Genomic DNA, 11,850 nt, shown 5'->3' on the forward strand with positions numbered 1-11,850 from the left:
GTAGATGATGACTTTGGTTAGCAGCTTCGGATGATAGCTGTCTCGTCCACCTCCGGGATAAGCCGCGTCAAAGATGGCGTCGTCAAGCTTATTCACGGCTTCATTAACGACACGAACGAGATGATTTTGAGGAATGTCCTCTTCCAAATCCATTGGCAAGCATAGTTGGTCCATGGTATATTGAATGTACAAAGAAACCGTTCCTTTCGTAAGTGGGTGGGGGTACCTCCATTTTACCAAAGAACGGTTTCTTTTTGTTGTGAAAAATTGAAAAGAGGTGTCCGTAGCCATTTTCATAGCTTATGGGACAGCCTCATATAGATCAGAGGGCGTTTTCGTTTGTTAAACTGGATGCAACCGGTAGCGGCCCGTTCCGTGGAGATTACCCGTAAGATGGCAAGCTGCTCACGTAATCGTTTGTAGGTGGCCTTGTGAATCTCGCGCAGTAGCTTATACATATGTGTTAATGTGAAATCGACTCTTTCAATACCTCCCTAAACTTCATCGGTTCTCGACCGGTCAAGTTAGCCAAAGCGGGATCGGTTTGCGCGAAATCGCCTTTCCGGCTTGCATGAAAAATACCCGTAAGCAGGTTGGCCAGCGCTTCAGGAAGACCTTGGGAAATTAAGTAGTCCCGATATCGTTCATCGGACACGATAGTTCTGCGGATCGGGCGGCCGGTAATCTCCGAGGCAATCGCAGCGATTCCGTCCATGTCAATCGCTTCGGATGCGGTAAGGTTAGGGGTTATGCCGTCATATTTTTGATCAGTTATGATAGCCGCTGTAGCTTCGGCCAAGTCGGAGTGAGATGTCCAAGCAACCGGACCATCCTCAGGAGCGATCAATTCCCCTGTTTTGATTGCTCCACCAATCAACATAAGCGCTGATGAGGCGTAATAACCGTTTCGAAGCGACGTAAAGGCAATACCTGAGGCCTTGAGCATTTCTTCGGTAGCAGCATGGTGGACCATAGGTACGAAGTGCGACATCGGGGAAGCCCCCATGTGGCTTGTATAAAGCACTCGACTTGCACCGGCTTTTTTTGCTGTGTCAATTGCTGTTTGATGTTGACGAATTCCGGCTTCCCCCAGATTGCCGGACGATACGATGAGAACTTGTGACGCTCCCTCGAAGGCATGGACCAGACCCTCAGCGTCTTCGAAATCACCCAGCCGGACACGAACCCCAAATTCCTGAAGTTCATATGCCTTATTCGGTTCACGGACACTCACACCAATCTGTGCGGCAGGAACACGTTTAAGCAGCTGCTCTACCACCGCCCTACCCAATTTTCCGTTGGCTCCGGTAACGATAATCATTAACACAATCATCCTTTCTTTTGTTTTACCTGCACGAATGGGTGCATCAGTTGTGAATTTGAATAATCATACAACGTTGCTTACACAACAGTTTCGTGTAAAATACATTGTATAAGCAAAGGATAATGGAATTGGGCTTTTAGGACAACCGGCAGAAGGCTGTTTTTGTTGTGTTGACAACCTTTATGTATTTTTGTTGTTTTTCATTTTATAAGAAAGTGTGGAGTACTATGACGGTAAACCCTAATGATCCTCGAGTAAAACGAACGCGTCAATTATTCATGCATGCCTTCATGGAACTGCTCGAACAAAAGAAAAATATATACTCCATTTCTGTGCAGGATATTACAACAAGAGCAACCGTTAATCGCTCCACCTTTTATGCGCATTTCGAGGATAAATATGCTTTTCTTGAGAATTGGATGATGGAAAAGTTCCAGATGAACTTACAGAAAAGATTGCCCGATGATTCAATATTCGATATGAACAGCTTGCGGACCCTCGTTCAAACCGTATTTGATTTTCTTATCCGGTTTCGGCAATACATGACTCCGGGAGATAAGCAGTTTGAACCGATGTTTGAAATCGCAATGCAAAAGGAAGTTCATCGGCTCCTGCTCAAATGGTTAAGAGGGGAATCAATTGCCGCCTATTCACAAGAGAGAGTGGAGGCTACGGCCCTTGTCTTAAGCTGGGGCATTTTCGGGTCGGCCATGCAGTACAGCCGTAACCCCCAAGACCGTAAGGTGGAAACGATGGTAAGTGACGTGTTGGAGGTTGCGAAGGCCTGTTTAGCATCCGTTCGGGTACTATAAACCGGGCGGAAGGGAAGCCCCGGGATGAACGGCTTATTTCCGTTAGGGTAGCAATGCGGGAAGGGTTCCATGTTTTGGAAGTTTAGAAATGCACGGGCTTGGAGGAAGGATGCGCCCCGCGTTGAATATAGGTAAGAGAGTAGAGGCGTAGAGCGTAATGAGTAAAAAAGAAAAACGGATAGGGGAGCGAAAACCGTGATGCGAAACGAGCGGGAGCATGCGCGCGCCCGGGAGGTGGAAGAGCGCCATCTGCTGAAGACGAAGCTGTATGTGCCGGAAAATCCGTATTTTCTGTTAGCCCGGCAGCGGCTGTACAGCCGCTTGTCCGAGGCGCTGCGCTTCACGCAGCAGGTTCGGCTGGAAACCGGAACGCACGCCAATACGGGCAGGACCGATCTGCACCCACAGTGGATCGCTTTCAGGCTCTGGGGGCGTGACGGTCACAGCACGAAAGGTTGTCTGGGCCGGCGCCGGATTCTGCTGTTTATGCGCTTTGTACAGCCAATATTTTAATTGATGAACGGTTAGGTTCTGTTCCCCGCACCAGGCTTTCATCGTTTGGCCGCTGGCTTGGTAGGCGATAGTACGCTCACTCCATAACGCTTGCAAATTCGTATCCAATTCAGAATCCATCCTTCCGTCTTGTATGATGGATTCATTGTGACTGATTTAATCGTCCATGAACAGGTGTGCTATATTTGACGCTTACTACATATGTCTGTTCCGCTTAATACATACATACAGAAAAGGTGCTTCCCAACCCATTAAGAACGCCTTTTCTGTACATTCAAGAAATGAAGCATGAGTTTGACAATTCAATATATATTCGCGTTGACGTTTCAGGTGGTAGCCCAAATATGATATTACATGTAATCTCCATGGAACGGGCCTCGCGGATCTCGCAGCTGCTGCTCGTGGCCAACACCTGCAGCGCACACCATTTGCGCCGGCTCAACTGTTCTTTAGTTGCAGCTAGTTCCTTCTGCAACTCTTTCATGGTTTGTTACTCGAAGGGTCCGTTTTGCTCCGGATTGCTTGAAATAGCTGCCCAAGTCACTGAAAAATACATATGTACAAAAAATACCCTCCCACAAGGGAAGGTGGTGTAATTGGCTTACTCTTACTGTATGGAAAAAACAGATCTTTGATCTAGGCATCTGCTTAAATAAGGCCCTTTTATTTGTAAGGTAGCAGTCGCGGCTCGTCACGTAGCAGTCAAAACCTCGCTAGAAGAACAAACCGTGAAGATAGGATGAAGAATGAGAAAAACGAGGTAGAAATCAAAAATAAAAAAACGTTCGATTATGTGGCGATTTAAACGCCGATGCAGAGTCTACCAACACCGAATTTTCGATGACGATAGGGGATGATTTAACAAGCACCACGTTTTACAATCGTAGAATCTGGGTCTGGGATGAGGGGTTGTCCTATTATCCGTACACCTACAGGAAAGTCGAAAGCGGAGACGGTCTGATTCGCACGACCGACTCTACGTATGACGAAGTGCGTAAATTACCGGTACCGAGCAGTGTCTCTACTAAAAACAAAAAAATCAGTACCCAGCTGGAATCGGATGTGAGCACGGTGGATTACACCTACGACATCTATGGGAACAAGTTAACGGAAACCAATGCCCTGAGGGTGACGACTGAATATGGATATGACCCGACGACCCATCCGCTCAAAAGCATCACGCAGCCGATTCGTGCGGGGCTGAGCCTGTATCAAGGGCTGACGAGAAATGCCAAGCATACGGTCACACAGGAAGTGATCAAGGAAAATAACGCCAACGGCAGCGAATTACAAAAGACGGATTATGAGATCGATGGGTACGGGAACCCGGTCCAAATTAAAATTCTGGATGACGTGGTCGTCAAAACATCACCCAACTGGAATACAGCACAGATTATAACGGTGCGTTTCCGACCATGGAAACCCAAACGGTGACCGATGCAGACGGAATTCCATCCACGATCAGCCGGACCTTCGCGTATGACCCGATTAAGGGTAACCTCAAAACCGAATGGGGCCTATATGTTCAACTGATTAAGTAAGCGACAATATGCCAAAAACCGAAAAAGGTTGAACTACTGAAGATGGGTGTAAATGACGCTGTAACCTTTCAGCCTAAATTTATCGTAAAAGGTAAAGGTTTAATCAAAAATGAAGCAGATGGTTGGGGAATTGCCCCTCGGACGAGTATGGCTCAGAAAAAAGGCGGAACCATTTTGTTTATAATCATAGATGGCAGACAACCTGGTTATTCCATTGGAGCTTCTCTATATGACATTCAGCAAATTCTTCTTGAAAAAGAAGCTGTTACGGCAGCAAACCTAGATGGAGGTTCATCTTCAGTTCTTGTTAAAGACAATCAAGTGGTCAATCATCATTCCAGCAGTTATGGCATGCGCTACTTGCCAACCGCATTTTTAGTTTTCGATCATCCCAAACAAGCTCCTGTGAAAAATATTTGGCAGGGCATAGATATGGACCACTTTAACTCAGCCCATAAGCTTTTTTGATAATGATTTGGTTGACTCGCGAACAGATGATGACCCAGGTATGGAGTTTCAATTTTATGGGGGATACTAATGTCACTGTTCCATGGGACGATTGGAGTCAAGGTGAAAGCGGGGTCATAAATAGTGTTTCAATGGATTATAGATGCATTCAATCATCATGGATATATCCTATTATTCCTGTCTCTTTTTCTCGAATTGCTCGCGCTTCCACTTCACGGTGAGCTTCTTATGGGGTCAGCCGGGTTGTTAGTGTTCGAAGGGAAATTGAACTGGATATTTGGGTGTTTCTATTGGCATGACAACCTCCTACTTAATAGGGTATCGACTTGGTGTGCCTTTTGTCCAAAAGTATGGAAAGTATGTTCATTTCGGACCAGACAAGTTGGATCGGACGTCTCAATGGTTTACCTCTTATGGCAACAAGCTCTTGGCCATCGCCTATTTTATTCCTGGAGTAAGGCACTTTACCGGATATTTTGCCGGCATTGTCCGTATTCCTTTTCGGACTTTCGCTTTATATGCATACACCGGTGCATTTCTATGGGTAGGTACTTTTGGTACTTTTGTTACGATCGGCAAGCTGCTCGGACCTCAATGGGAGAAATTTCACAGTATCATTACCAAGTACTTGTTAGTTGGGGTTGCTATAGTGGGTGTTCTTATATTATTGGTTTATTTTCTGAAGAAATATCGCATGCCAATCATTCAATTTTTAGTAAATCTACCGAGCCGATCACATCATCTATTCCATTCGTTGGGTAGAGTTAAATTTATGGTTGCGTTGACGACCGCAGCTTTCCTGTTCTTTTCGCTATTTACCCTTGGACTGATCCAAGATTATTTGGATAATGAATTTGACCAATTCAACGAAGTTATCCTCGTAATGATGGGTTCCTTAATGGAGGATTTTTCGTTTGAATGGGTGAACTCAGCTTCAATATTATTTTCTTTGCCCGCTGGCATTATAATTGTAACTTGGGCTGTGATTTGGATATGGAGGATGGGAAAGGACAGGAAGCTGGAGATAAGTTCTTTGGTCATTACCCTCGTTGGAGGCGAGTTGTGGGGGGAGCTACTGACCAACGTATTTCATCGAATCGGTACACCAACTTCAACAGGAGACGCTGCTTGGATAGATATCAGGTTTCCATCCGAACCAACGCTAACCGCTGTTGTCCTGTATGGGTACATTTCGTTTTTACTTTTACGCCATACCTCTTTGGTTGGCTGAAAAGTATCACTTTTCCAGCGTTGATTGTACTGTTGATCTGGATTGGTTTGAACGATTTATTGGTTTTGGATCAGCTGCCAAGCAACATTGTTGCCGGGTTTTCATTTGGAGGGGTATGGGTGACCTTACAGATTGTTCTGCTTGAAATATTCTGAGTGTTGCAGAGACCGGCTTCTGTTAAGACTTTTTAAAATGGTGGAAGGATTAGAGGCTCGTTCATTTTGTGGGGAGTTAAGAAAAATATCCTATATAATGAACAAATATCATGGCCTAGAAAAATGATAAAATGGGAAATAAGATTGCATTATTATGATACTTTAATACATAATTTAATAAAACAGTTGGGACTTGGTTAAGAACTCCCCCTTTCCTGATTCTATGTGAAAGAAATAGACAGAGCAACATGTGCAACCGTCTATTTCAGAAGAAAAGGACTGGAATGGTTGGGATATTCACCTGCATGCCATTATATAATGATCTGTTAAATTGGGAACTTGTTATTTTACAATCACAATTAACCTTTTTAGTATCCATTCAACCACGCTGTTCCTGATTTTCATAACATACACAGATGTTGTTCTTGTTCTCTTCATTTTGTTGGTTATTATTAGTAGCACATTTATCTAAAAACGACTCTAACTTCCTTCCCGTTGATTGAAGTGCATCCCTTAGAATAGACATTGGTAAAGCCTCAGGTTTAAACGTAAGCGTCAAATCCCGCACACCTAGTAAAGCGACGGGATTAATGCGATCATTTGCGTAGCTGAAAGTTACGCGCGCACGTAAGTAGATGCGAGTTATTTTTCGACCGTGGCCACTAAACTCCCTCGGTAAGATTTAGTTTTTTCACGAATGCTCGCTTATTCGAAGGATTTCTCCCTTGCAAATAAATACAGAAAGATAGTAAAAGGGAAGCCATAGTAGACCAGAACAACATGAGCGTGAGGAAACAGAGGGGGAGATTGAAACCCCATATTCTTCCATATATTGCACGCAATCTCCACGCCGCCCCTGGAGGTTTTCACTCCCATGTCTCAACGGGTCGATGCCCATTGGTTTAATGTATCCGGTACTCCGTGCTTTTTTGAAATCCCGCGAATAAGCCAAAACTAATGCAGTTAAACGGGTAGATGCTGGCTAAGCCGCTAGCTGAATGGGCATCGTTTTATGAGGATTGTAGGCTTCGCGGCTGCGAGCCATTCCAACAAGTATGCGAGAAAGTTTTCCACATAGCTTCATAATAGACCTCATTTTCTTCATCATCTTCACCCGCACGTTGTACGCATGCATAGCTTGAAACTCCGGGTTGTTCATCACCAAACTCATGGTCATCATGAAGATAAAACGTCGTAGGCGAGAGCGTCCTCGTTTGCTAATTTTCATCTGTCCGGTCCATTTGCCTGAGCTGGTTTCTGCGAGGTTGAGGCCAGCATGACGCAGCAGGGCATTGCCGTGAACAAACCCGCTTAAATCGCCTGCCTCACCAAGAATACCAGCTAATGAAATGGCGCTAATCCCTTTGGCAGCAAGCATGGATTTTGCAAAAGGAATGCGATCTAGAACAGCAATGATCTCTGCCTCAACCGTTTTTAGTTGCTGGCAAGCAAGATCGTATTCATCGAGCAGTTGCTTTAAGTGAAGCTTGTAGGCATGTGTGGCTTGTTTAGATCCTACAGAACGACACGCAAGTGAGACAAGCACTCGAGCCTTACGCTCACCAGAATGCCGCTTCATAAGGGTTTTCCAGCCAGCAATAACGTCTTGAGGCTGCAGCTTACTCAGTGCTTCGGGCATTGGAAAAAGACGTAGAGTAGCTAACGAACCGGTGCAAATTAAGCTTTTGAACACTTGCCGCAGCTCAGGGAAAACAACGTCGACCCAGCGATGGATTTGGTTCTTGGCACTCACGAGTCTCGTTACGACAGAGTCGCGGTTTGAAAGGAAGACCCGAAGTTCTTCAAAAGTTTCTGGCGTGTTGTGAGTGAATGAGTAGTAGCCGTTCTTCACCATGTCGGCAATGACTGTCGCATCTTTTTTGTCACTCTTGGATGGCGTATTGTCGCGGTTTTCCTTATTCTTTTTTTACCAAATGAGGATTGACGAGAACCACTTCAAATTGACGCTCAGAGAGCCAGTTGGAAAGGTTAAGCCAGTAATGGCCGGTTGGTTCCATACCAACAATGGTAGCACTTAGGCTATGAACGGCTTGTAACGAGCGGATCCACTGAAGCAGGTTTTGAAAACCTTCTTCATCATTCGAGAAGGATAGGGGATGGCCAAGTGCGATTCCTCGAAAGTTAACCGCACGTGCGACATGAATTTGTTGAGCGATGTCGATCCCAACGACGAGATGCTGAGCGGTAATTTTTTCAATGAGTTGATTTTGTTTGTCCTGCGCTTTAAACTTCATAGTAGAGCGTCCTCCTGGATGATGGGATTTAAAGGGCTATGACCCGTTGCGTACTCCCATCGTACCGAGGCGCTTTTCTTTTTACAAAGACGAAAATTATCCATCTACAGGGATGCTAACGGGCAGAATTTCAGGTGTCTTTACAAAGCCCAATCCAAGTGCTATGATACAAACATGACGTTAACGTTGTATTCTATTTTGGAAGGAGTGATTGATCATGGACCGCATGCGCATCGGCGAGTTGACAGAACGGGCCGGGGTTACCCAGCGCACGGTGCGCTACTACGAGAGCATCGGACTGCTTCCTTCAGGCGAGCGCGAGGGCAACGGTCATAACTACTACACGGAAGAAACGATCGCCCGTCTGCGGAAGATCGATCAGTTGAAAAAGCTGGGCTTAAGCCTCGAAGAGATTCGGGACGTTATCGAGCTCTACTTCACGGACCCAAGCGGGGTGCAGCCGAAGCGGAAGGTTCTCGGCCTGTTGCGCCAGCATATGGCCGACACAGACGAGAAGCTCGAAGCGCTTGGGCAGTTCCACGCCGAACTACAGTCTCATATCGAACGCTTCGAGCAGTGGCTCGAGGTTAATGATCGTGACTAATTTTTTTTTTTTTTTTGCTAAAATCATGACGTAAACGTCATGTTTAAAAATTCGAAGGAGGTTATATTCATGAGAGAAAACATTGGTTTTATCGGGCTCGGCCAGCTCGGGCTACCCATCGCTGCCAATCTGCTCCAAGCCGGTTATGCGCTGACCGTATACAACCGCACCGCTGACAAAGCGGAGCCGGTCGTTGCTCAGGGCGCGTTGCAGGCGGGAAGTCCCGCTGACGCCGTGACGGCCGGTGGCATCGTCGTCACCTTGGTGTGGGACGATGAAGCATTGGAAGACGTCGTCAGGAGCGAGGGTTTCCTGGAGAGACTGGGGCCGGGCGGTATTCATGTGTCGATGAGTACGGTGTCGCCGGATAAGGGCAGGAAGCTGGCGGACTTGCACGCGCGGCACGGCTCCGTATATGTTGAGGCGCCCATCTTTGGGCGGCCTGAGGCAGCAACTGCCAGGCAGTTGTGGATTCCCGTTGCGGGTCCGCAGGAAGCGAAAGAGCGGGTGTGGCCGGTGCTGGAGGCTATGGGAGCCAAAGGGATCTTTGACTTCGGCGAAGGAGCCGGTACCGCCGTGCTAGTCAAGCTGATCGGTAACTTCCTCATCGTCTCCGCCGCACGCTCGCTGGAGGAAGCACTAGGAATGGCCGAGCGCGGTGGGGTCGATCCCAAAGCGGCGGTCAACATGCTTACGAGCACTCTGTTTACCGCCCCAATCTATCAAAGCTATGGCAAAATGATTGCAGAGAAGTCAACAACCATCTCCCAAAGCAAAATTCCGCAGAAGGATGTCGGCCTCTTCCTGTCAGCGGCGCAAAACGTGCAATTCCCTGCTCCGCTCGCCGGTCTGCTGCTCGATATGCTGGAGGACGGGGATCGGAGCAGACAATAGACAAAGCCGATTAGCAAAATTAGAAGGGGCTGTCCCAAGGTCACGAAAGTGATCCGAGGGACAGCCCGCTTTTTTCTTTCATCTTTCTACCGTATGGGGAGCATATCACCGTAGAGGGATGCTCCTTAAACTTGCCGTTAGAGACAGCGCGGTGAAACGAATACGATAGTTCAATGTCCGCCGAGGGCAATCCCAAAAAAGAGTTCCATTTAAACGATTTTATTATCAAGAAACACGAGTATTGAAGGAACACCGAATAACCCCGTATTGGATGGAACGGAGCTGAACGATGCTTATTTGGAATAGACGCGGCATACAAGCGGCAATGAAGCTGACCAGGGAACAAGCTTGCTCAGTGCTTCAGGATCTGCTGGATTGGGAAGCTGTGGCAGCCGCTCAAACAGATGCTGCAAGTACAGATGTGGCTTGAGACCGTTAGCTTTAGCCGTCTCCACGATGCTGTAAATGATCGCGCTGGCCTTGGCTCCGCGCGGCGTATTGCTGAACAGGAAATTTTTTCGACCGATAACCATGGGCTTAATCGAGCGTTCGCTGCGGTAATTATCGATTTCCAGCCGTCCGTCCTGCAAGAATACGTTCAGCTTCTCCCACTGGTTCGTACAGTAAGTGATCGCCGTACCTAACAAACTTTTGGGCAGTACACGCGACCGCTGAGCTTCTAACCAAGCAGAGAACGCGTCCAAGATCGGTCGACTCTCCGCAAGTCGGGCTTCATAATGCTGCTCGGGCGTCGCATCTTTCCACTTACGTTCCACCTCAAAGAGAGCGTTACACAGGGCCAGTCCTTCCGCAGCCACTGTGTTGGAACGCTGACCTGCAGGTAACGCTTGAAGGGCCTCGTGATATTTCCGCCTTGCATGAGCCCAACAACCCAACTGCGTGACACCTTCCACTTGATTGTAGCCGCTGTATCCATCGGTCTGCAGATAACCGGTAAATCCCTTGAGGAATTTGCCCGGATATTCGCTGCCTCGTCCCGTCTGGTAGTCGTACAGAATGATGTCCGGACCAACCCGGCCGGTGCGATACAACCACAGGTACGACTTCGTTTGCGCTGCACGCCCCGGCTCCTTGAGCACTTGAAGGGTTGTTTCATCCGCATGCGCAATGTCTCGTCTCAACAGTTCCTTATGCATGTAGTCATACAGCGGCGTCAGCCAGCGTTCTGCGCCCGCGATCATCCAGTTCGCTAGCGTTTGGCGTGACAGTTCAACGCCCAAACGCAGGAACTGCTGCTCCTGCCGGTATAGCGGCAGGCTGTCCACGTACTTCTGGCTCATAATCATACGCCATCATCGATGGCGATACCAGACTGCCCGGTACCACCGGTGTGGGCATCGGTGAGGTCACGATTGGCGTGGAAATCGCTTCTTGTTCGCAACGACGGCAACCGTACACATAGCGTATATGCTCCACTACGTTCACTTGAGGAGGGATGAACTTTAACTCCCGCCGCACTTCCGTACTCATTTCGTGCAGCTTTTCCCGCGCAACACGAACAAACCTGCTCATCTTCGCTCAGCCGGTATTCAATCGTCTCGACTGGCAGCGATGCGAGTTTCGCTTCTCGACCGCCGACCGTTTTCTTGCGCTTGTAAGTGATCGTCTCCAATATTTCAATTGTTCCAAATTGACTTGATTGGCACTGCACCATGCCACCATCGTTAGTCCGCTGGCCTTATAAGCTTCAATGCGTTTCGCCCACTCATTTTGACGTTGATCACTTTTTGTCATGAGGCAACCTCCTCATTTAGGATGCCTTCATTTTCTCATGAGCTTGAGGTTTCTTGAAAGGTGGGGAGTATTTTACGTTTACGTTATTTAAGAACCCGAGAAGGTGTTCACTAACGGATAACCATGGCGGCTACTGGTCGTTTCTCCTGTTTGCGTCGGGAAGAGCATGAGGTCAGTGGAACTTATAAAGTCGCCATTCTTGCTGCGTCGACTGCTTGCCAATCTTTTTACTCAACCGCATTTTGAAGCAATAAGGAACAGAGCTACTTGTTCGTTACTGTCAATTTTCAAAACATCC

At 47.4% G+C, this 11,850-nt stretch carries 11 protein-coding genes and 3 pseudogenes; 7 read left to right on the forward strand and 7 right to left on the reverse strand.

What is annotated here, in order from left to right; all coding sequences use genetic code 11:
• From LRL21_RS47115 to LRL21_RS42420, 3 genes are all read right to left on the reverse strand, one after another.
• Positions 1–192: transposase (locus tag LRL21_RS47115; protein WP_476703995.1), on the reverse strand; the 192-nt coding region annotated here is incomplete at its 3' end.
• Between the two features lie 101 nt (positions 193–293).
• Positions 294–458 carry a hypothetical protein gene (locus tag LRL21_RS42415; RefSeq protein WP_240421791.1) on the reverse strand — a complete coding sequence of 55 codons (165 nt, stop codon included), beginning with the start codon at positions 456–458 and terminating at the stop codon, positions 294–296.
• A 5-nt stretch (positions 459–463) separates the two neighbouring features.
• Positions 464–1,321 carry an SDR family oxidoreductase gene (locus tag LRL21_RS42420; protein ID WP_240421792.1) on the reverse strand — a complete coding sequence of 286 codons (858 nt, stop codon included), beginning with the start codon at positions 1,319–1,321 and terminating at the stop codon, positions 464–466.
• Positions 1,322–1,614: 293 nt separating this feature from the next.
• Here LRL21_RS42420 and LRL21_RS42425 point away from each other — a divergent pair, with 293 nt between their 5' ends.
• Complete coding sequence (locus LRL21_RS42425) at positions 1,615–2,136, forward strand: TetR/AcrR family transcriptional regulator (RefSeq protein ID WP_240421793.1); 522 nt, start codon at positions 1,615–1,617, stop codon at positions 2,134–2,136.
• A gap of 294 nt (positions 2,137–2,430) precedes the next feature.
• Here LRL21_RS42425 and tnpA (LRL21_RS42430) read toward each other — a convergent pair whose 3' ends face one another.
• On the reverse strand, positions 2,431–2,757 hold the full coding sequence (tnpA, locus tag LRL21_RS42430) for an IS66 family insertion sequence element accessory protein TnpA (protein ID WP_240421794.1): 327 nt from the start codon (positions 2,755–2,757) through the stop codon (positions 2,431–2,433).
• Positions 2,758–3,489: 732 nt separating this feature from the next.
• Between tnpA (LRL21_RS42430) and LRL21_RS42435 the strand changes: the two genes are divergently transcribed.
• The 4 genes and pseudogenes from LRL21_RS42435 (at position 3,490) to LRL21_RS42445 (ending at position 5,889) form a co-directional block, all read left to right on the forward strand.
• Positions 3,490–4,083 (forward strand): hypothetical protein, encoded by a 594-nt coding sequence (locus LRL21_RS42435; protein ID WP_240421795.1) that lies wholly within the window; start codon positions 3,490–3,492, stop codon positions 4,081–4,083.
• Positions 4,065–4,190, forward strand: coding sequence for a hypothetical protein (locus tag LRL21_RS45965; RefSeq protein WP_275901175.1), 126 nt, complete (start codon positions 4,065–4,067; stop codon positions 4,188–4,190). The genes LRL21_RS42435 and LRL21_RS45965 overlap by 19 nt, the downstream gene beginning before the upstream one ends.
• 30 nt (positions 4,191–4,220) lie before the next feature.
• Positions 4,221–4,658, forward strand: a pseudogene (locus LRL21_RS42440) (phosphodiester glycosidase family protein); the annotation flags it as partial.
• Between the two features lie 277 nt (positions 4,659–4,935).
• Positions 4,936–5,889: a DedA family protein gene (locus tag LRL21_RS42445; protein WP_275901176.1), complete on the forward strand. Its 954-nt coding sequence runs from the start codon at positions 4,936–4,938 to the stop codon at positions 5,887–5,889.
• Positions 5,890–7,026: 1,137 nt separating this feature from the next.
• Here LRL21_RS42445 and LRL21_RS45970 read toward each other — a convergent pair.
• Positions 7,027–8,299 (reverse strand): annotated as a pseudogene (locus LRL21_RS45970) (IS110 family RNA-guided transposase).
• A gap of 217 nt (positions 8,300–8,516) precedes the next feature.
• Here LRL21_RS45970 and LRL21_RS42460 point away from each other — a divergent pair.
• On the forward strand, positions 8,517–8,903 hold the full coding sequence (locus tag LRL21_RS42460; protein ID WP_240421797.1) for a MerR family transcriptional regulator: 387 nt from the start codon (positions 8,517–8,519) through the stop codon (positions 8,901–8,903).
• Between the two features lie 69 nt (positions 8,904–8,972).
• Positions 8,973–9,797 carry an NAD(P)-dependent oxidoreductase gene (locus LRL21_RS42465; protein WP_024630035.1) on the forward strand — a complete coding sequence of 275 codons (825 nt, stop codon included), beginning with the start codon at positions 8,973–8,975 and terminating at the stop codon, positions 9,795–9,797.
• A gap of 293 nt (positions 9,798–10,090) precedes the next feature.
• Here LRL21_RS42465 and tnpC read toward each other — a convergent pair.
• Positions 10,091–11,430: pseudogene (gene tnpC, locus LRL21_RS42470) on the reverse strand (IS66 family transposase); the annotation flags it as partial.
• Positions 11,337–11,552 carry an IS66 family insertion sequence element accessory protein TnpA gene (gene tnpA / locus LRL21_RS42475; protein WP_240421798.1) on the reverse strand — a complete coding sequence of 72 codons (216 nt, stop codon included), beginning with the start codon at positions 11,550–11,552 and terminating at the stop codon, positions 11,337–11,339. The pseudogene tnpC and the gene tnpA (LRL21_RS42475), both read right to left, overlap by 94 nt.
• Positions 11,553–11,850: the final 298 nt, after the last annotated feature.

Source organism: Paenibacillus periandrae (genome assembly GCF_022458865.1).
Taxonomy (GTDB): Bacteria; Bacillota; Bacilli; order Paenibacillales; family NBRC-103111; genus Paenibacillus_S; species Paenibacillus_S periandrae.

Excerpts from the sequence above, each read along its gene's own strand:
- LRL21_RS42465 (WP_024630035.1), top strand. The coding sequence starts at position 8,973 with ATGAGAGAAAACATTGGTTTTATCGGGCTCGGCCAGCTCGGGCTACCC.
- LRL21_RS42435 (WP_240421795.1), top strand. The coding sequence starts at position 3,490 with ATGACGATAGGGGATGATTTAACAAGCACCACGTTTTACAATCGTAGA.
- LRL21_RS45965 (WP_275901175.1), top strand. The coding sequence starts at position 4,065 with ATGGAAACCCAAACGGTGACCGATGCAGACGGAATTCCATCCACGATC.
- LRL21_RS42425 (WP_240421793.1), top strand. The coding sequence starts at position 1,615 with ATGGAACTGCTCGAACAAAAGAAAAATATATACTCCATTTCTGTGCAG.
- tnpA (WP_240421798.1), bottom strand. The coding sequence starts at position 11,552 with ATGACAAAAAGTGATCAACGTCAAAATGAGTGGGCGAAACGCATTGAA.
- LRL21_RS42420 (WP_240421792.1), bottom strand. The coding sequence starts at position 1,321 with ATGATTATCGTTACCGGAGCCAACGGAAAATTGGGTAGGGCGGTGGTA.
- LRL21_RS42415 (WP_240421791.1), bottom strand. The coding sequence starts at position 458 with ATGTATAAGCTACTGCGCGAGATTCACAAGGCCACCTACAAACGATTA.
- LRL21_RS42460 (WP_240421797.1), top strand. The coding sequence starts at position 8,517 with ATGGACCGCATGCGCATCGGCGAGTTGACAGAACGGGCCGGGGTTACC.